We start from the raw sequence: 19741 nt of genomic DNA on the forward strand, positions 1-19741 counted from the left end.
GGATGGACAGGATCGAGATCGGCGAGGACCGGCTGGGTGCGGCAGGCGATGATTTCTATGCCGCGCTGATGGCGGCGCATGAGGGGCTGAGCTTCGAGGAGAGCGCACGTCTCAACGCAAGACTGGTGCTGCTTCTGGCCAATCAGGTGGGTGATCTGGAGGTGATCCGCGCGGCGCTCAGGGCCGCGCGGGAGGCTTGAGGAGGAGGCAGACCCTTGCCGGGCTACCGGCTGTGAACACGCTCAGGGCCAGGGCGGGACGATCTGGTCCGCTGTCACTTCGTCGGTATAGGTGTTGCCGAAATGGGTCCGGATATAGGTCACCACATCGGCGATCTGCTGGTCGGTGAGTATATCGCCCATGGCGGGCATGGCCTTCTGCCCATATGTGATGACGAAGATCGCATATTCTGGGTATTCGAGGTTTCCATTGTTGGCCAGGGAAGGATAGCGGCCTGCACCGGCAGCGCCTTTTCCGTCGGGCATGTGGCAACCCTGGCAGACGGATTTGTAGATCTGTTCACCGCTGGTGACTTTAATCTTATCCGTATCCGCGGGTGGTACGCCATCCTCGGCATGTGCATGGGCGACAAACATTATCGAAACGGCGATGCACAGCGCGAGAGCTTTCAATTGCATGGCAGGTTCCTTTGCACGCCGTCGATCAGCCGTTCATGACCCGGTCGTGGAGGCGGGAGATGGCATCGAGGCCGGAGAGGAGCGCGCCTTCCTGCCATCCCGGCAGATAGGATATGTGCTCGCCGGCCATCAGTGTGCGGCCGTCGAACCCTGTTGCGCGGCTGTAATCAGCTTCCCTGTTTTTCCAGACCCCGTAACAGCCCAGCGCCCAGGGTACGCGATGCCATCCGACGCTCGCCCCGCTGGAAAACTCCTGCCGATATTGCGGGTGGATCATGGCGCCGTATTCGAGAGCCTTGCGGATGCGTTCTTCCGGCTCCATGGCGGTGAATTGATAGGCTGCAGCGTCCCAGCTATAGCCGCCGACGAGCACGCCCTTGCCGCCGGAGAGATAGTCGCCCGAGGGGTAGCCGATCAGCGAGATGGGGAGATCGGTATAGGAGATGCCGCCATAGATCTGTTCATCCTCCTCCCAGAACCGGCGATTGAACTCGAGGCCGAACTTGATGGACTCCGCATAGTGAAGCTTGTCGATCACGCCCTTCATCGAGCCCGAAAAATTGCTTTCGATCTGGCCGAGGATGGAGAACGGGATGGTGCAGATACACCAGTCAGCCCGGGTTTGCTGAGGTTCTCCTTCGTCGCCGGTGTCTTCATAGGTCACAGTCACGCCGGTCCCGTCCTGCTGGATCGAGGTGACCTTCGCATTGTAGCGGATCAGGTCCCTGATCTCGCGCTCGAAGGCCTGGGCGATCATATCCATGCCGCCGACGGGCTGGAACATGGTTTCCTGATGATCGACGGTCTCGGCTTCACCAAGCCATTGCCATAAGCGTGATTGAAGAATAGCAGCCGGGCCAATCGGCTCTGAGGGGCGTGGTGCCGCTCCCACACCACCGCCCGGCCATCTTTGGAAGCCGCGGAACTCGCTGGTGTTCAGGCCTTTCACATAGGCGTAGTTCTTGTCGAGCATGCCATTGATGCGCAGCGATTCCAGCAGCATCTCCTTGTCTTCATCACTGACCAGTTCGTCGAGGCCACCCTGATTGGCGGCTTTTGCGAGGAGCTCGGCGGTGTGACCGCGATAGTCGGTGGCAATCTTGCGAAAACGCTGTGGCCGCCCGCCAAAGGCGTTGACGGAGTGGAGGTAGGCATTGTGATTTTTCTGAATAAAGGGCTCGAGCCTGACGCCGAGGCGCCGACAGTAGTCAAGGACGGCATGGTGGTGGTGAGGAATGCGCCATGGGCCGGGATTGAAATAGTTGCCTTCGGCATAGCCGATGTCCTGCTGGAAACCGCCAAGCTCCGTATAGGTATCGCCTCCGCGCAAGGTCCAGCACCGTCCGCCGGCTTTCTCCCGGTATTCCAGTAACTCGACCTCATAGCCAACTGCGCGTAGCTCGAGCGCCGCTGCCATGCCGGCAAGGCCTGCCCCGAGAATGAGAACCTTCACCGCCCCGGGATCGCCCTGGAGCTTGACCGGCCCCTGATAGGTCGATGCCCTGGCATGCCCAAGCGTTGTCATCGCCTGGTAAAGAGCCGCGCCGCCGGCCGTTGCACCGATCATCGTCAGGAGGTCGCGGCGTGACATCCGTCCAAATGCGCGTTGCATTATGTTATACTCCCTGCCTGTTTGGCCAAGGGGTATCATCGCGCTGTCTGCCGCGCCAAAAAAGGTAATATTGAGTAAAGATTTTGAACTATTTCACTTTTATTATGAAAACATAACATGTTATTGAGAATTATATAGTCGACAAAATAAAAGACCGCCTTGCAGCGGTCTTTTATTTATAAATTCGCCATGAAGGATGTGTGTCTTGCTACTCAGCCGCATCCACCTTGATGACGCCGCGGCGGATCTGGTCTTCCTCGATGCTTTCGAACAGGGCGCGGAAATTGCCCTCGCCAAAGCCTTCGTCGCCCTTACGCTGGATGAACTCGAAGAAGATCGGACCGATGACGGTCTTGGAGAATATCTGCAGGAGGATCTTCGTCATGCCGCCATTCACCACGCCTTCGCCATCGATCAGGATGCCGTGCTTCTTCATGCGCTCGATGGGCTCGTCGTGGCCCTGAACACGGTCAAAGCTCTTCTCGTAATAAACTTCTGGCGGGCCGGGCATGAATTTAAGCCCATTGTCCGCGAGCCTGTCGGTGGCGTCGTAGATGCCATCGGTGCCGACCGCGATGTGCTGGATGCCTTCGCCGTTGTACTTCTTCAGATATTCGACGATCTGGCTGGTGTCGTCCTTGGATTCGTTGAGCGGGATGCGGATCTTGCCGCAAGGGCTCGTGATCGCGCGGGAGACAAGGCCGGTGATGCGGCCATCGATGTCGAAATAGTGGATCTGCGAAAAGCCGAAAAGCTCGCGGTAGAAATCCCACCACTTGTCCATGTTGCCGCGATAGACATTGTGGGTGAGGTGATCGAGGTAATAGAAGCCGACGCCCTCAGGACACGGATTCTGCTCACCAAGCCATTCGAATTCTGCGTCGTAGGCAGACCCTTTCTCACCATAGCTATCGATGAAGTAGATAAGCGAGCCGCCAATGCCGACAATGGCGGGCACGTCGAGCGTCTTGTCGTCGCCTTTGTAGGGTTCCGCACCCTTGGAGACAGCATGATCGAACGCATGTTTCGCATCGACCACACGCCAGGCCATGGAGGGCGCACAGGGACCGTGATCCTCGACAAAGCGCATGGCGTGGCTGCCGGGCTCAGCGTTGACGATATAATTGATGTCGCCCTGCCGCCAGACGGAAATCTTCTTCGTCTTGTGTCGCGCGACTTCCGTGTAGCCCATCTTGGTGAACAGTTCGGCGAGTTTCTCCGGTTCCGAATGCGCAAATTCGACGAACTCGAAGCCATCGGTGCCGGCGGGGTTTTCTTCACTGATTTTCGGCGGCGGTGCGTCGTGGGGGAACGGGCCCATGGATTAACTCCTCCTCATCTGGGTACATACGGATGTGTTCAAACGTCGTATGCACATTTTACGCTTCCTGGATTGCACGCGGCTTGCATTCTGGGGCGTGTTTTGGGAGAAATGCGCACCTATCATGCATCAAGGAGGAAAATTGCATGGCTGATGCGCGTGTTGATGGTTATGACCGCAAGATATTATCGCTCTTGCAGGTCGATGCGCGGCTGACCAACAATGATCTGTCGGAGCGGGTGAATCTGTCCCCCTCGCAATGTTCGCGCCGCCGGCAAAGGCTCGAGGAAGAAGGCTATATCCGCGGCTATGTGGCCATGCTTGACCGGGACAGGCTCGGTTTTCCGCTCGTCAACATCATCACGGTGACGCTTGCCACGCACAACCCCGACAATGCACGCCGTTTCGGCGAACTGCTTGCCCGTCTGCCCGAAGTGCAGGAAGCGCACGCGCTGACGGGCGAAATGGATTACATCCTCAAAGTGGTGACACCCGACCTGAAATCGCTGTCGGATTTCGTCAATGGCGTGCTCCTGCCTCATGACTCGGTGCAACATGTGAAGAGCGCCATCGTGCTCGAAACGCTCAAGGAAACCGGCGCCCTGCCGCTCTGACGTTCTTTTGTTACGAATATGGCAGGGAATTCCTCTTTATTGTTACATAATTTCCGCTAAAGTCGCGGTGGACGAGGGGCGGGATTCCAGTGGATACTCGGCTCTCAGGCGATCGTGCGGAGATGGGAGAAGCTTCAAACGGTATCGCCGGCGAACATAGAGCGTCGTTTCCGACGCTTCGGGGCATGCAATCGGGAGGAGAAGCATGAAACCATTTTCCGTCAGAAAACTGGCCCTGGCGGCTGCCGTCGCCGCCACCGGGCTCATCGGGGCCACGGCCTCGTCATGGGCGCAGGAGGTAACGCTCAGGCTGCACCAGTTCCTGCCGCCGCAGGCCAATGTGCCAAAGCTGGTTCTGGACCCCTGGGCGGACAAGGTGGAGCAGGAATCGGGTGGGCGCATCAAGATCGAGCGCTACCCGGCCATGCAGCTCGGCGGCACACCGCCGCAGCTCTACGATCAGGCGCGTGACGGCATCGTTGATATCGTCTGGACCCTGCCGGGCTCCAATCCGGGCCGGTTCCCTTCGACGGAAGTGTTCGAACTTCCCTTCATGATGACGAATGCCGAGGCGACCTCGCGCGCCTACTGGGACCTGTTTGAAAAGCACATGAAGGATACCGAGTTCAAGGACACGCATGTGCTGGGTGTCTGGGTTCACGGCCCGGGCATGCTCCACTCCAAGGAGCCGATCGAGAAGCTCGAGGATCTGAAAGGCATGAAGATCCGTGCGCCCACGCGCATCATCAACTCGCTGCTTGGCCAGCTTGGCGCGACGCCTGTCGGCATGCCTGTGCCGCAGATCACCGAAGCGCTTTCCAAGGGCGTGATCGATGGCTGCGTGATCCCGTGGGAAGTCACGCCGGCGCTGAAAGTGCCGGAGCTCGTGTCGAACCACACGGAGTTTGGCGGCGATCATGCGCTCTACACCACGACCTTCGTGCTGGCGATGAACAAGGCGAAGTATGACAGCCTGCCGGATGACCTGAAGAAAGTGCTCGACGACAATTCCGGCCAGGAATTCGCTGCCTTCGCCGGCAGGACGCAGGCCGGTGCGGATGTTCCGAGCCGGAAGATCGCGGTCGATCGCGGAAACAACATCATCGAGATCAGCGCTGAAGACACGGAAACCTGGAAAGAGGCGGCGGCACCCGTCTACGAACAGTGGGTGACCGAAATGAAGGACAAGGGGATCGACGGCCAGATGCTGATCGACGAGGCCCGTGCCCTGATCGAAAAATATACCAGCCAGTGAGGCTGACACGGCCATGAGAGACGGGGCGGGCTGCGAGGCCTGCCCCGTTTTTTGGACACGGTTGAGCATTTTGCAGTCGGGTGGAAACACCTGACACCCGCGCAAATGCGGGGAGACCAACCGAAAGAGCGGAGAAACGTTTCCGTGAAACGGTTAACCGCTCTATCGTGTCGAGGCGCAAGCTTGCGAAGGCGGGAACCGCTGGCTAACGTTTTCGAACCCGGCGCAAAATGAGAAAACCAGGCGGGAAGGCCATGGGACGGGAAGGGGCATGAGACTATCGAGCATTGTTGTCTGGCTGGCCAGGGTGATGGCCATTCTGGGCGGTCTCGTTCTGGCGGCGGTGATCATCATGACCGTGGCGAGCATCACCGGGCGTGCGCTGGTGCGCTTCGGCCTTGGACCCGTACCTGGTGATTTTGAGCTGGTTCAGGCCGGCGTCGGCTTTGCGGTATTCGCGTTTCTGCCCTGGTGTCAGCTCAATCGCGGGCACGCCACGGTGGATATTTTTACCACCTTTTTGCCGAACAGCGTCAACCACGTCATCGACCTGGTGACCGAGATCATCATGACGCTGGTTCTCGTGCTGATCGCCCTTCAGCTCTATTACGGCATGCTCGACAAGCTGAGCTATAGCGAGACCACCTTCATCCTGCAGTTTCCGCTCTGGTGGCCCTATGCGGCCTGCCTTGCGGCGGCGGTGATTGCGGTGATCGTGTCATTTTACATGATCCTCGTGCGCTATCGCGAACTGAAGGTTGGCACACCGATGCCTGAGCCCGGACAGGGGAGCCTCCATTGACCAATCTTGAAATCGGGCTCTGGTCCTTTCCGCTTCTCCTGCTTCTGATCTTCGTGCGTCTGCCCATCGGTCTCGCCATGCTCCTGTGCGGGCTTGGCGGAAGCTGGCTCGTGTTCGGCAATGTGACGCCTGTGCTGGCCAAACTGAAAAACGAGACCTATTCCACCTTTTCGGGCTATTCGCTCTCCATCGTTCCGCTGTTTCTGCTGATGGGGCAGTTTGCAACGCTGGGCGGCATGTCGCGGGCGCTGTTCAAGGCGGCGGAGACCTGGATGGGGCACAGGCGCGGCGGGGTCGCCATGGCGGCGGTGGGTGCGTGTGCGGGTTTTGGCGCCATCTGCGGCTCCTCGCTGGCGACGGCGGCGACCATGAGCCAGGTGGCACTGCCGGAACTGCGCCGCTACGGCTATTCGGGCGCGCTCGCCACGGGCACGCTCGCGGCAGGCGGCACGCTGGGCATTCTCATTCCCCCATCGGTCATTCTCGTCATCTATGCGATCCTGACCGAGCAGAACATCGCCAAGCTTTTCGTCGCCGCTTTTGTGCCGGGCGTCCTTGCGGCCATCGGCTACATGATTGCGATCTCGATCTATGTGCGGCTATGGCCGGACTCGGCTGGAACACGCGAGCGTGCGCCTTATGCGGAGCGGACGCGGGCGCTGCTCGACGTGTGGCCGGTTCTGGTGGTGTTTCTGGCGGTTGTCGGCGGCATTTATCTTGGCGTCTTCACACCGACGGAAGGCGCTGCCGTGGGCGCTGCCGGCACCGGGCTGATTGCGCTCGTGAATGGCGGGCTGACCCGCGAAACCTTCGTTGAATCGATCCTCGCCACGGCGACCGCCACGGCGATGATCTTCTTCATCGTGCTGGGGGCCGGCTTCTACAACTCGTTTCTGGCGCTGGCGCAGGTGCCGCAGCAGATGGCGGCATTCGTGAGCGAACAGGGCTACAGCCCGTGGATGGTGCTGACGCTGATCCTGCTGCTTTATCTCGTGTTCGGCTGCGTGATGGACTCGCTATCGATGATCCTGCTCACCATTCCGATCTTCTTCCCGATCGTCACGATCCTCGATTTCGGGCTGGGGGCGGAGGAGTTTGCCATCTGGTTCGGCATTCTCGTTCTGATCGTGGTGGAGGTGGGGCTGATCACGCCGCCGGTGGGGATGAACCTCTTCGTCCTTAACTCAATGGCGAAGGACACGCCGATCTCGGCGACCTATCGTGGCGTGATGCCCTTCGTGATCAGCGACATTCTGCGCGTGGCGCTTCTGACGCTGTTCCCGGCGATCTCGCTGTTCCTGATGCGCTGGCTATACTGACGGCGGGGTGGGGGCGCTTGCGTTGATGGGGTGCGTGGTTCGACAAGCTCACCATGAGGGAGGGGGGTAGGGCTGCAAGACCTGTCGGGAACATCAGCGACCAACTTCCAGGCAATACACCACATCCCTCATGGTGAGCTTGTCGAACCACGCACAGCGCTGTTGCCACCCCAAGTCGCTTCAGAGCGGTTAGAGACCGCGCTCCTGAATGATGCCGTAGAGATTGGCCGAGCGGGTGCCGCTGCGGCAATAGGCAAAGACAGGGCCCGGCAATTCCCTGAGGGCGGCGGCCATGTCCGTGACGTCATCGATTGTCATGGCACCGGAAACGACCGGCACATGGCGGAAGGACAGACCGGCCTCTTTCGCCGCTTTCGAAATAGTCTCGACCGTGGGCTGTCCGGCATCCTCGCCATCGGGCCTGTTGCAGACGATGCTTCTGTATCCGGCCTGTTTGATGGCGGTGACGTCTTCCACGGCGATCTGCGGTGACACCGCGTAGTCGTCCGAAATTTTCTTGATATCCATGGTTTTCCTCACTGAGTGACGCGTTTTTCGGCGGCAGAGAAGCGCCGTTTGAGGGATTTGGCAATGAGAATGCCCGCGATGAGCGAGGCGAGGAATACGATCGTGTCCGCATAGCCGAGCCCAAGGGCCGGGATCGCCGCACCCGGGCAGAAGCCGGCAATGCCCCAGCCGATACCGAAAATGGCTGCGCCGCCGACAAGCTGCGGGTCGAGATCGCTTCGCGTCGGGAGCTGGAAGCGTTCAGCGAAGAACGGCTTCTCGCGCGCACCGAAGAGGATGCGGTAGCCGAGGGCAGCGACCGCAAGCCCGCCGCCCATGACGAAGGCGAGACTTGGATCCCAGGTGCCCGCAAGATCGAAGAAATTCAGAACCTTCGCGGGGTTGATCATGCCCGATAGCGCGATGCCGGCGCCAAACAGAAGGCCGGCGATGAGGGCTGCGACAAGCTTTCTCATCGGTCAGCCTCCGATCACGTGACGAATGACGAACACGGTGATGAGGGCCGTGGCCATGAACGTAATGACGGCAACGATGGAACGGATGGAGCCGCGCGATATGCCGCACACGCCATGGCCGCTGGGGCAGCCATTGCCGAAGGTGACGCCGATGCCGACGAGGAAACCGCCAATAACGAGCGCGGCGGTGGAGACTGGAACCTGAAAGGGAATGGCCGTGCCGCTCAGCATCAGGAACAGGGGCGCGGCGATGGCGCCGATGATGAAAGCGGCGCGCCAGTGCCAGGCGTTTTCCTGTGGGGGTAGGAGGCCTGACAGAATGCCCGTCATGCCGGCAACCCGTCCGTTGAAGGCCATGAGCACCACTGCGGCAAGGCCGATCAGCGCGCCGCCGGCGAGTGAGGCCATGGGGGTAAACTCGGTCATTTCTGCAACTCCGTCGCCATGAGATCAAAGGCGATCTGAATATGGGGTCACGCCTGCCTCAATGCCAAGGGGGATGACGACGAGTTGTCTAAACAAGATCGCCGAAGCCACCGCCCGTCAACGCCAGCTGGCGAAGGATGGGAGCGGGCTCGAAAACGCGATTGCCGGTCTTCCGGTGCCAGTGCTCCAGCCGCTCGACGACGGTCTTGATGCCGAAGCGCTCGGCCCAGAACATCGGCCCGCCCTTGGCGACCGGGAAGCCGTAGCCATTGACCCAGACGACGTCGATGTCGGAGGCGCGGGCGGCGATGCGCTCTTCGAGGATCTTCGCGCCCTCGTTGATCATCGGGTAGAGCGTACGCTCGGTGATTTCGTCGGCGCTGATTTCGCGGCGTTCCACGCCAAGCTCGGCTGCCTTCTTCTCGATAAGCTCCTGAACGAAGGGATCGGGTTTTGGCGTGCGGGAGCCTTCTTCATAGAGATAGAACCCACGCCCGGACTTCTGGCCGAAATGGCCTGCTTTGCAAAGCGTGTCGGCGATGGGGGCGGTGAGGCCCTGCGACTGACGGTGCTTCCAGCTGATGTCGAGACCGGCGAGGTCGACCATCTGGAACGGGCCCATGGGCCAGCCGAAATCGGTGAACACACGGTCGACCTGTTCGGGCGTCGCGCCGGACAGAAGCAGGTCCTCGTTCTGCTCGCGCCGGGCGGCGAGCATGCGGTTGCCGACAAAGCCGTTGCACACGCCGACCACGACCGGAACCTTGCCGATTTTTCGGGCGAGCGCGAGCGCTGTCTTGATGACATCGGGGGCGGTTTCCTCGCCGCGCACGATCTCCAGAAGCTTCATCACATGGGCGGGCGAGAAGAAATGGAGGCCGACCACATCCTGCGGGCGGCTGGTGGTGGCGGCGATCTCGTTGACATCGAGATAGGAGGTGTTGGAGGCGAGTATGGCGCCGGGCTTCAGCACGCGGTCGAGCGCGGTGAAGACCTGACGCTTCACGCCCATGTCCTCGAAAACGGCTTCGATGACGATATCGCAATCGGCGAGATCTTCATAATCTGTGGTGCCGGAGATGCGCCCCGTGCGGGCCTCTTTTTCCTCAGCCGTGATGGAGCCGCGCTTGAGCGAACCTGCATAGGTCTTGTCGATGTGGGCGAGACCGCGCGCGATGGCGTCCTCGTTCATCTCCAGAATGGTGACGGGAATGCCGCCATTGGCAAGCGCCATGGCAATGCCGGCCCCCATGGTGCCCGCGCCAATGACGCCGGCGCGCGCGATCTTTCGCGCCTCGGTCTCGCGCGGAATACCCGGCACACGGGTTGCCTCGCGGGTGGCGAAGAAGAGGTGGCGCTGGGCGGCGGATTCTTCGCTGTCGCGACGCTCCAGAAAGAGTTCGCGCTCGCGGTCGAGGGCTGCATCGAACTCCATGGTGATGGCATTGCGGACGGCTTCTGCCGCCGTGTGCGGCGCGGTGAGACCGCGCGCTTTTTTTGTCGCTGCCTTCACCGCTTCATCGAATTCGGCAATGTCGACGGCGAGCTTCTCGTCGCGGGCGCGGATATGGATGTGCGGCTTTTGGGATGCAGCCATGTCGCGGGCGAAGGCCACGGCCTCGGCCAGAAGGTCGCTCCCGGCCACGCGGTCGACCGCCCCGAGCCGTACGGCTTCATCCATGCCGATGGGTTTGCCGGAGACGATCATCTTCAGCGCGGCTTCGGGGCCCACCAGACGCGGCAGACGCACCGTGCCGCCGGCTCCGGGAATAAGGCCCAGATTGACCTCGGGCAGACCGATCATGGCGGTCTTTTCTGCGATGCGGTAATGGCAGCCGAGCGCGAGCTCCAGCCCGCCGCCGAGCGCCGTGCCGTGGATGGCGGCGACGGTGGGTTTGTCGATGCTTTCCAGCTTTTCGATCAGGTCGGGAAGGCTCGGCTCCTTCGGCGGCTTGCCGAACTCGGAAATGTCGGCACCGGCAATGAAGGTGCGACCCGCGCAGGCGATGACGATGGCCTGAACCGTATCGTCCGCATTGGCCTCTCCAAGCGCTTCGAAGAGAGGTGCGCGCAGCGCGTGGCCGAGCGCGTTGACCGGCGGATTGTCCAGAGTGAGGACGGCAATGCCATTGTCACGGGTGATCTTTACGGTGTCGCTCATTCGGGGTCCTCTTGTCATCCAAAGTGCCGGCGTCTCAGGCGGCGGGCGTGGTCTCGCGCAGAAAATCTGCAATCAGGGCGGCGGTCGCCTCGGGCTGTTCGATACAGGGCAGGTGGCCGGCGTCTGCGATGATTTCGAAGCGGGCACCTCCGATGAGGTCCGCCAGTTCCTGCACCAGCTCGGGCGGGGTGGAACCGTCCTGATCGCCGACGATGCAGAGCGTGGGCAGCTTCAGGGCGCGGGTGGCTTCGGTGAGATCGGCATCGCGCAGGGCGTAGCAGGTGCCGGCATAGCCATCGACCGTGGTGCGGGTGAGCATGGCCGTGTAGCCGACGAAAGCATCGTTGTCCGGTGCGCGGAAAGAGGGCGTGAACCAGCGCTCGAGAATGCCGTCGGCGATGGCTTTGATGCCTTTGGTGTTCACGGCTTCGATGCGGCTGTTCCAAAGATCGTCATGGCCTATTCTGTGGCCGGTGTCGCAGAGCACGAGGCGGGAAACGAGGTGCGGCCAGCGGGCAGCAAGCCCCTGGGCGATCATGCCGCCGACGGAGAGACCCACTATGGTGGCGCCTGTGATATCGAGGTGGTCGAGCAGTGCGGCGAGATCGTCGACGTGATCGGTCATCGCATAGGGCTGGGGCGTGGCTTCGGAAAGGCCATGGCCGCGCTTGTCGTAGAGTACGATGCGGTAATCGGCTTCGAGCTGCGCGACGACGGCATCCCAGATGCGGAAATCGGTTCCAAGCGAGTTGGAGAAGACGAGAACGGGTTTGCCGACCGTTCCACGCATTTCGTGATGAATGACGACGCCGTTCACACGCGTGAAGTTCATGCACCTGCCTCCCATGGTTTGCCGCAAGGCGGCTTCTGTATGGGAGAAGGGGAGGGCGTCGTCAATCGACCCGGCAATGGAAAAGCAATCAGCCGGCCATCTTCATGTTGACCGCGCCATTGAGCGAATTGGAGACCGTGCAGCGGGCCTTGGCGCGCTTGATCAGCTCTGCGCACTCTTCCTCGCCGGGCATGGTGTCGAGCGAGACGGTGGCGTCATAGCTGCCGATACGGTCCGGCAGGTCCTCGGCCTTCTTGCCGGAAACCTCGACGGAGACCTGCCCGACATCGATCTTCATCTCCTGCGCGGCGTGATGGAAGGAGAGGGCAAGGCAGGCACCGAGCGCGGAGATCATGAAGTCGACGGGCGTGCCAGCCTCTTCCGTGGAGGGCGAGGTGATGGCGACAGTCTGCTTCGGCGCGGTGTCGACATGAATCACCTTGCCCGGGCCGATGGCGGTGGTGAAGGGGCCATAGGTTTTTGCTTTGATGCGGATCGCCATGAGAAACTCCAGAGAGGCAATTCAGATCGCTCACATGTAGTGATGCGTCCTCCCGGCGTCTACCGGAGAAGGCGGGAAGTCTCAGCGACCTTTTGCCGGTGGGCCGAGACCCCAGCTTTCGCGCAGGCCGTTCGCAGTCTCCAGCGGGGTGCCAAGGGCCGAAAGCGTTTCTGCCACCCCGGAAACAATGGCCGCATTGTCCGGCGCGATGGCACCGCTGGCCAGGTGGAGATTGTTTTCAAACCCCACGCGCGCATGGCCGCCGAGCAGGCATCCCGCGGTGACGCAGGCAGCCTCGCGCGGGCCGAAGGCACAGACCATGAAATGCGCGAAATCCGGCATGGCCTCGTCAAGGAAGGGCAGGAGATCGGCAGGGTCGGAGCGCTGGCCCTCCGTGTAACGGCCGAGCACGTAGAGGACCGGAATGTCGGGGAAGGGGATGAGGCCGTGCGCCATCATGCGTTTGAGCTGCAGCGCCTCTTCAGGATGATAAAGGATGATCTGCGGCGCGATGTTCTCGGCGCGCATGAAGGAGAGAAATTTCGAGAATTCCTCTTCGTGGGCGGCATCGGGCACCAATTCCCTGAGAGCAAGCGAGGCGGCTTCCGGGCGCACCTGGCGCACCACGTCCATCTGCTCGCGCACGCCATACCGCCCCACCGCCTCGGTGGTGATCTGGATGACAAGTCGCTCGCCCACGGCTTTCCGGATGGCCCCTATGGCATCGCGATAGGCATCGGCATCGAGGATGTGGCGCCCTTGATCGTCGCGCACATGACAGTGGATCATGGCCGCTCCGGCATCGAGGCAGGCTGATGCAGTCTCTGCCAGTTGCCTGGCCGTCTGCGGCAGGGCGGGGTGATCGGCACGGGTGCGTCTTCCGCCATTGGGAGCGACGGCGATGGCTGCGCGGTGGGCGCTCACGGAATACTCCATTTGATGCATGTATAAAATGAATGCAACATTTGTTGCATATGCTGAAGCGCCCGTCTAGGATGCGTGATCATGGATCGTGCCACGCTTGCTGACCGCATTACCGCTTCCTTCAACGAGTTGCCGGGGCAGCTTGGCGCGGCGGCGCGCTACATTCTCGACAATCCGGGTGATGTGGCGCTTCTCTCCATGCGCGAGCAGGCGCGGCGTGCGGGCGTTCAGCCCTGGACCATGACGCGGCTCGCCAAACGTTTCGGCTTCGATGGCTATGACGAGCTTCGTCAGCTTCACGGCGACGCGCTGAAGGAACAGGCGCTCGGCTTTGCCGGTAAGGCGGGGGAGCAGGTTGCCAGGCAGAGGCAGGGCGGGAGTCATGCGCTGGCGCGCGATATCGCCACGCAGACGGCGGCCCTGCTTGGCAATCTCGCTGACGCCGGCACGCTGGAAGCGCTGGCGCGCGCTGCGGCAACCCTGGCCGCAGCGCGCCGCATCTATTGCTTCGGGCTGCGCTCAAGCCATGCGGTGGCGGCGCATTTTGCCTATTCGATGACCTTTCTCGGCGAGAAGGCGCATCTGCTCGATCATGTAAACGGGGCGGGGCTCGACAAGTTGCGCCATGCGACCGCCGAGGACGTGTTGTTCGTGACCACGGTTGCGCCCTACACACGGGCGACGGTGGAAGCGGCGGCCAGCGCCAGGGCACTGGGGCTGACCGTGGTCGCGCTGACGGACAGCGCCGTTTCACCGCTGGCGGGCCTCGCAGACCAGTGCGTGATCGTTTCGACGGAAAGCCCCTCCTTTCTGCACACGATGACCCCGGCCTTTGCGGCCGCCGAAATACTGGCAGCGCTCGTTGCCGGCGAGGGAGGCGAGGAGGCGCTCGCGGAAATCGCCAAGACCGAAGCGCTGCTTTCCAGTCTCAATACGCATTTGCTCGATCCCGCGCCGCGTGCGCATCGCTCCGGAAAATCCAGATGACACACATTCTGCATCGTCAGATTCACGCTTCCCTTCCCGTTGCCAGAGGTGGCCGCGGCGTCGAACTCTTCGATGAGGCGGGCAATGCCTATGTCGACGCCTCCGGCGGTGCTGCCGTTTCCTGCCTCGGTCACGGCCATCCCGACGTGGTGAACGCCCTGAAGAAACAGGCGGAGACGCTTGCCTATGCCCACACAAGCTTCTTCACCAACGAACCGGCTGAGCAGCTTGCGGACCGCCTGATTGCCGGTGCGCCAGAGGGCATCAGCCATGCCTATTTCGTGTCCGGCGGTTCGGAGGCCAATGAGGCGGCGCTAAAGATGGCGCGCCAGTATTTTGTCGAAAAAGGCGAGCCGCAGCGGCATAGGATCATCGCCCGCCGGCAGAGCTATCACGGCAACACGCTGGGCACGCTGGCGACCGGCGGCAATGAATGGCGGCGCGAGCCGTTCAGGCCGCTCTTGATCGAGACCCATCACATCGACCCGTGCTACGCCTATCGCTACCAGGAAGCCGGAGAGAGCGAAGAGGCTTATGGCCTTCGCGCGGCACAGGCGCTGGAAGACCGGATCAACGAACTGGGACCGGACACGGTGATGGCGTTCGTCGCCGAGCCGGTGGTCGGGGCCACGGCAGGTGCCGTGCCGGCCGTGAGCGGCTATTTCAAACGCATCCGCGAGATCTGCGACCGCTATGGCGTGCTGCTCATTCTCGATGAGGTGATGTGCGGCATGGGGCGCACGGGCACCATGCATGCCTGCGAGCAGGACGGGATCGCGCCGGACATGATGACCATCGCCAAGGGGCTCGGCGGCGGCTATCAGCCCATCGGCGCGGTGCTTCTGGGGCAGCACATTTTCGATGCCTTCGCGGAAGGATCGGGCCTCTTTCAGCATGGTCACACCTATATCTGCCACCCGATGGCCTGCGCCGCCGCGCTGGCCGTGCAGGACGTGATCGAGCGCGACGGGCTTCTGGCCAATGTGCGCGAGATGGGCGGCTATCTGCGCGAGCGCCTTGAAGCGCGTTTCGGCAACCACGCCCATGTGGGCGACATTCGCGGACGCGGGCTGTTCCTCGGGCTGGAACTTGTCGCGGATCGCTCGGGCAAGGAGCCTTTCGACCCGGCGCGCCGCGTCCACGCGGCAGTGAAAAAGGAGGCGATGCAGCGCGGCCTCATGGTCTATCCGGCCGGCGGCACAATCGATGGAACGCGCGGTGATCACATATTGCTGGCACCGCCCTTCATCATTGACCGCGTGGTTGCCGACACCATCGTGGAGCGTCTCGGGGAGGCCGTAGACGCCGCGACAGCGTAATTTACGTAAACGGAGGAGGAGAGAGTATTAAACATCAAAAACAGAAGCTTGTGCATGGCTCTCTGGCTGTGTTGACACAGCCTGCCGTTGCAGGTTTTTGCAATTTGCGCGTTCCGGCCATTGACTCGAGGCGGGGGGCGTTTAACGCTTTGCGCAGGGTCTTTTTCGGACTGCGCTTTGCCGGGCATCTCGCACGCAATGCCCGGCTGCGGTTGCCGGTTCGAACTGACCGCAGCATCTTTCGACGTGCACGTATGCGCAAACGCGTAACATCAGTAGGGAGACGCAATATGAAATCTCATCGCATTCTCGGTTTTGGCCTCGCGGCCGCGATGCTCGGTTCGCTGGCGACCGGGACGGCCAGCGCCCAGGAGCAGCGCTTCGTTTCCGTCGGCACTGGCGGCGTGACGGGCGTTTACTATCCGGTTGGCGGCGCGATCTGCCGCCTGATGAACCAGAACCGTCGTGAGACGGGCATTCGCTGCTCGGTCGAGTCGACCGGCGGTTCCGTCTTCAACGTCAACGCCATCAAGGGCGGCGACCTGGAATTCGGCGTCGTGCAGTCCGACGTTCAGTACAATGCCAACAAGGGCGAAGCCAATTTCGCCGATACCGGCGCACACGAGAAGCTGCGTTCGGTGTTCTCGCTGCACGCCGAGCCGCTCACCCTGGTGGCGCGCAAGGAAGCAGGCATTGCGTCCTTTGACGACCTCAAGGGCAAGCGCGTGAACATCGGCAATCCGGGCTCGGGCCAGCGCGCCCTGATGGACCTTCTGATTGCCGAAAAGGGCTGGACGAATTCGGACTTCGCCGTTGCTGCAGAGCTGGCCCCGGCCGAACAGAGCTCCGCACTGTGCGACAACAATATCGACGCGTTCGCCTACACGGTCGGTCACCCGGCCGGTGCGATCCAGGAAGCCACCACGACCTGCGACAGCGTGATCGTGCCTGTCGAGGGTGAGGCGGTCGACAAGCTGGTTGCCGACAACCCCTACTACTTCAAGGCGACGATCCCGGGCGGCATGTATCGCGGCACGGACAATGACGTGAGCACCTTCGGTGTTGGCGCGACCGTCGTGACCTCGGCAGATGTTCCCGATGATGTTGTGGCCGCTTTCGTGGACGCCGTGTTCAAGGACTTCGACGCCTTCAAGGCGCTGCATCCGGCACTCGCCAACCTCACGCCGGAGAGCATGGTCAACCAGGGCAACTCCGCCCCCATGCATCCGGGTGCGGAAGCCTACTACAAGGAAAAAGGCTGGCTCAAATAAGCTGGTTTTAAAAGGGCGCCCGCCATGCGGGCGCCCTTCTTTTCCCAATAAAGAAAACCCATCGAGAGGGGATGGCGCATGGCGATGAAACCTGAGAATGCTGGCAAGAATACAGCGCCGCTGAACGACGACGAGCTTCAGGATCTTGTTGCGTCATCCGATACCGGAGCGCGCGATCCGGAGGGAACCGCCGGCTATATCATTGCCGGTGTTGCGCTTTGCTGGTCGCTCTTCCAGCTCTACATCGCGTCGCCCCTGCCCTTCATACTGACAAGCATGACCGGCCTGCCGCTGGTGTTGAACGATGCGCAGTCGCGCGCGATCCACCTGGCGTTCGGCCTCTTTCTCGCATTCATGGCGTTTCCGGCACTGGCCTCCAGCCCGCGAAACCGCATTCCCGTGGGCGACTGGGTGCTCGCGATCGTGGCGGCAAGCTGCGCGCTTTACATCTTCGTTTTCTATCGTGACCTGTCCCAGCGGCCCGGCCTGCCGATCACGCAGGATCTGGTGGTGGCTGGCATCGGCATGGTGCTGTTACTGGAAGCGACGCGCCGGGCGCTCGGACCGCCGCTCGCCGTGGTCGCCATTGTCTTCCTGCTTTATGTTTTCTTCGGTGCGTCCAGCTTCGTGCCCGACACCATCCGCTGGGGTGGGGCTTCATTCAGCCGCGCAATGGATCAGATGTGGCTCTCCCCCAATGGTGTGTTCGGCGTGGCGCTGGGCGTTTCATCCGCCTTCGTGTTCCTGTTCGTGCTGTTCGGCTCGATGCTCGACCGGGCGGGGGCAGGCAATTTCTTCATCAAGCTGGCCTTCGCGCTGCTTGGTCATCTGCGCGGCGGACCGGCCAAGGCGGCGGTGCTGGCCTCGATGATGACCGGCCTGATCTCGGGTTCCTCCATCGCCAATGTGGTGACGACGGGTACTTTCACCATTCCGCTCATGAAGCGCGTGGGCTTCTCGCCGGAAAAGGCGGGCTCGGTCGAGGTGGCAAGCTCGGTCAACGGTCAGATCATGCCGCCCGTCATGGGCGCGGCCGCGTTCCTGATGGTCGAATATGTCGGCATTCCCTATCTGCAGGTGATCAAGCACGCCTTTCTGCCGGCCGTGGTTTCCTACATTGCACTGCTCTATCTGGTGCATCTGGAAGCCGTGAAGAAAGACATGCCGGTGCTTGAAAAGCGTAAGTCGCATCCGGCTCTGGTGGCCCTGATGCGCTCCGGCATCGTCATTTCGTCCATCGTCATTCTGATTGGCGTGATCTACTACGCGATCAATTTCATCAAGTTCATGCTGCCGGACCTCTCGGCGCCGGTGCTGATGGCAGCTCTCCTGATCGCCTATGTGGCGCTCATCTGGTATGCGGCCAAGTCGCCGGATCTGGAGATGGACGACCCGAATGCGCCGGTGGTGCAACTGCCGTTGCCGGGTGAGGTGATCCGCACTGGTCTGCACTATCTTCTGCCGCTCTTCGTGCTGGTCTGGTCGCTGATGGTCGAACGCAAGTCGCCCGGGCTCTCGGCTTTCTACGCGGTGCTGCTGCTGATCGTCATCATCGTCACGCAGAAGCCGCTCAAGGCGCTGTTCCGCGGTCTGCAGAGCGCCGAGCAGCGGGCGGCCTTCAAGGAAGGTTTCGACGATCTGGTGGTCGGCCTCATCCTCGGTGCGCGCAACATGATCGGCATTGCCTGCGCGACGGCAGCGGCCGGCATCATCGTCGGCACGGTGACATTGACGGGCATCGGTCAGGTGATGGCCGAGTTCGTGGAACTGCTCTCGGGCGGCAACATCTTCCTGATCCTCGTCTTCACGGCGCTGATCAGTCTGGTGCTGGGCATGGGCCTGCCGACCACGGCGAACTACATCGTCGTCTCCTCGCTCATGGCGCCGGTGATCGTGGAGCTTGGCGCTGCCAATGGCGTTCTGATCCCGCTGATCGCGGCGCACATGTTCGTGTTTTATTTCGGCATCATGGCGGATGTGACGCCGCCGGTGGGGCTTGCCTCGTTCGCGGCTGCCGCCGTTTCGGGCGGTGACCCGATCAAGACCGGATTCACGGCGTTCTTCTATTCGCTGCGCACGGTGCTTCTGCCCTTCATCTTCGTGTTCAACACGGACCTGCTGCTTATCGATGTGAGCTGGTTTGAGGCGGTCTGGGTGACATTGCAGGCGACGGTGGCGATGCTGATCTTTGCCGCCGCCACGCAGGGCTTCTTCATGGCGCGCAACAGGTGGTGGGAATCCATCGCGCTGCTGCTCGTCACCTTTATGCTGCTGCGTCCGGGTTTCTTCCTCGATCTGGTACAGCCGCCCTACATCACCACAGAGCCCGCGAAGATATTCGAGGCAGTGGCCGAGGAGCCGGACGATGCGGAAATCCGCTTTACGATCCGCGGGCCGAATTTCGACGACCCCGACCAGATCGATGAGCGCACCATGGCGTTCAACCTTGGGGCTGCGGGGGAATCCGGTGAATCCCGTTTTGAGGCGGCGACCGGCCTGGTCGCGCAGATCGACGGCGAACAGGTGCTTCTGGAAGAACCGTTCGACATGAACAGCCTGGCAGGCAAGACTCTTTCGAGCCTGGACTTCTATGCCGACGAGCCTGTCCGGATCACCGCGGTCGAAGTGAGCAATGAAGGGCGCATGCCGCGTGAAATCTTCTACCTTCCGGCAGCGCTTCTCCTGGTGCTGGTGATGTTCTTCCAGCGCCGCCGCGGGGGCACGCTGGCGGGCAATCCGAAAGCCGGTGCGCCACGTTCGGCTGAAGCCTGAGAG

At 61.6% G+C, this 19741-nt stretch carries 19 protein-coding genes; 9 read left to right on the forward strand and 10 right to left on the reverse strand.

What is annotated here, in order from left to right; translation table 11 throughout:
* Positions 1 to 2: 2 nt before the first annotated feature.
* Positions 3 to 200: a DUF2783 domain-containing protein gene (locus AC07E3_RS12730; RefSeq protein ID WP_478362318.1), complete on the forward strand. Its 198-nt coding sequence runs from the start codon at positions 3 to 5 to the stop codon at positions 198 to 200.
* Positions 201 to 242: 42 nt separating this feature from the next.
* On the opposite strand, the gene AC07E3_RS12735 is transcribed toward AC07E3_RS12730, so the two are convergent.
* The 3 genes from AC07E3_RS12735 to hppD all read right to left on the reverse strand — a co-directional run bounded on the left by AC07E3_RS12735 (position 243) and on the right by hppD (position 3571).
* A complete protein-coding gene (locus tag AC07E3_RS12735; protein ID WP_478362320.1) occupies positions 243 to 638 on the reverse strand; it encodes a c-type cytochrome in 396 nt (131 codons plus the stop codon).
* A 25-nt stretch (positions 639 to 663) separates the two neighbouring features.
* Positions 664 to 2250, reverse strand: coding sequence for a flavin monoamine oxidase family protein (locus AC07E3_RS12740; protein WP_478362322.1), 1587 nt, complete (start codon positions 2248 to 2250; stop codon positions 664 to 666).
* 208 nt (positions 2251 to 2458) lie between these two features.
* Complete coding sequence (gene hppD, locus AC07E3_RS12745; RefSeq protein WP_478362324.1) at positions 2459 to 3571, reverse strand: 4-hydroxyphenylpyruvate dioxygenase; 1113 nt, start codon at positions 3569 to 3571, stop codon at positions 2459 to 2461.
* A gap of 146 nt (positions 3572 to 3717) precedes the next feature.
* Between hppD and AC07E3_RS12750 the strand changes: the two genes are divergently transcribed.
* The 4 genes from AC07E3_RS12750 (at position 3718) to AC07E3_RS12765 (ending at position 7561) form a co-directional block, all read left to right on the forward strand.
* Positions 3718 to 4185 carry an Lrp/AsnC family transcriptional regulator gene (locus AC07E3_RS12750; RefSeq protein WP_065816253.1) on the forward strand — a complete coding sequence of 156 codons (468 nt, stop codon included), beginning with the start codon at positions 3718 to 3720 and terminating at the stop codon, positions 4183 to 4185.
* 205 nt (positions 4186 to 4390) lie between these two features.
* Positions 4391 to 5440 (forward strand): TRAP transporter substrate-binding protein, encoded by a 1050-nt coding sequence (locus AC07E3_RS12755; protein ID WP_223004925.1) that lies wholly within the window; start codon positions 4391 to 4393, stop codon positions 5438 to 5440.
* Positions 5441 to 5711: 271 nt separating this feature from the next.
* Complete coding sequence (locus AC07E3_RS12760) at positions 5712 to 6242, forward strand: TRAP transporter small permease (protein WP_478362326.1); 531 nt, start codon at positions 5712 to 5714, stop codon at positions 6240 to 6242.
* Complete coding sequence (locus tag AC07E3_RS12765; protein ID WP_223004927.1) at positions 6239 to 7561, forward strand: TRAP transporter large permease; 1323 nt, start codon at positions 6239 to 6241, stop codon at positions 7559 to 7561. The genes AC07E3_RS12760 and AC07E3_RS12765 overlap by 4 nt, the downstream gene beginning before the upstream one ends.
* 189 nt (positions 7562 to 7750) lie before the next feature.
* On the opposite strand, the gene AC07E3_RS12770 is transcribed toward AC07E3_RS12765, so the two are convergent.
* The 7 genes from AC07E3_RS12770 to AC07E3_RS12800 form a co-directional block, all read right to left on the reverse strand.
* A complete protein-coding gene (locus AC07E3_RS12770) occupies positions 7751 to 8089 on the reverse strand; it encodes a protein tyrosine phosphatase family protein (protein WP_336066550.1) in 339 nt (112 codons plus the stop codon).
* An 8-nt stretch (positions 8090 to 8097) separates the two neighbouring features.
* Positions 8098 to 8544, reverse strand: a complete 447-nt coding sequence (locus tag AC07E3_RS12775) for a DUF6691 family protein (RefSeq protein WP_478362328.1) — start codon at positions 8542 to 8544, stop codon at positions 8098 to 8100.
* Between the two features lie 3 nt (positions 8545 to 8547).
* Positions 8548 to 8970, reverse strand: a complete 423-nt coding sequence (locus AC07E3_RS12780; RefSeq protein ID WP_478362330.1) for a YeeE/YedE family protein — start codon at positions 8968 to 8970, stop codon at positions 8548 to 8550.
* 88 nt (positions 8971 to 9058) lie between these two features.
* The gene (locus tag AC07E3_RS12785) at positions 9059 to 11131 is read right to left on the reverse strand and encodes a 3-hydroxyacyl-CoA dehydrogenase NAD-binding domain-containing protein (protein ID WP_478362332.1); all 2073 of its coding nucleotides are present in this window, start codon (positions 11129 to 11131) and stop codon (positions 9059 to 9061) included.
* Positions 11132 to 11165: 34 nt separating this feature from the next.
* Positions 11166 to 11963: a 3-oxoadipate enol-lactonase gene (gene pcaD / locus AC07E3_RS12790; RefSeq protein WP_478362334.1), complete on the reverse strand. Its 798-nt coding sequence runs from the start codon at positions 11961 to 11963 to the stop codon at positions 11166 to 11168.
* Between the two features lie 88 nt (positions 11964 to 12051).
* A complete protein-coding gene (locus AC07E3_RS12795; protein ID WP_322339610.1) occupies positions 12052 to 12465 on the reverse strand; it encodes an OsmC family protein in 414 nt (137 codons plus the stop codon).
* 81 nt (positions 12466 to 12546) lie between these two features.
* Positions 12547 to 13410 carry a beta-keto acid cleavage family enzyme gene (locus AC07E3_RS12800; RefSeq protein ID WP_336066539.1) on the reverse strand — a complete coding sequence of 288 codons (864 nt, stop codon included), beginning with the start codon at positions 13408 to 13410 and terminating at the stop codon, positions 12547 to 12549.
* A gap of 60 nt (positions 13411 to 13470) precedes the next feature.
* On the opposite strand from AC07E3_RS12800, the gene AC07E3_RS12805 reads away from it, so the two are divergent.
* From AC07E3_RS12805 to AC07E3_RS12820, 4 genes are all read left to right on the forward strand, one after another.
* Entirely contained in the window at positions 13471 to 14376 is a 906-nt protein-coding gene (locus tag AC07E3_RS12805; protein WP_478362336.1) for a MurR/RpiR family transcriptional regulator, read from the forward strand.
* Positions 14373 to 15695, forward strand: a complete 1323-nt coding sequence (locus AC07E3_RS12810; RefSeq protein WP_336066533.1) for an aspartate aminotransferase family protein — start codon at positions 14373 to 14375, stop codon at positions 15693 to 15695. The genes AC07E3_RS12805 and AC07E3_RS12810 overlap by 4 nt, the downstream gene beginning before the upstream one ends.
* A gap of 290 nt (positions 15696 to 15985) precedes the next feature.
* The gene (locus AC07E3_RS12815) at positions 15986 to 16966 is read left to right on the forward strand and encodes a TAXI family TRAP transporter solute-binding subunit (protein ID WP_336066531.1); all 981 of its coding nucleotides are present in this window, start codon (positions 15986 to 15988) and stop codon (positions 16964 to 16966) included.
* A gap of 78 nt (positions 16967 to 17044) precedes the next feature.
* Positions 17045 to 19738 (forward strand): TRAP transporter permease, encoded by a 2694-nt coding sequence (locus tag AC07E3_RS12820; protein ID WP_478362338.1) that lies wholly within the window; start codon positions 17045 to 17047, stop codon positions 19736 to 19738.
* Positions 19739 to 19741: the final 3 nt, after the last annotated feature.

The organism is Nitratireductor lacus, from assembly GCF_056431025.1.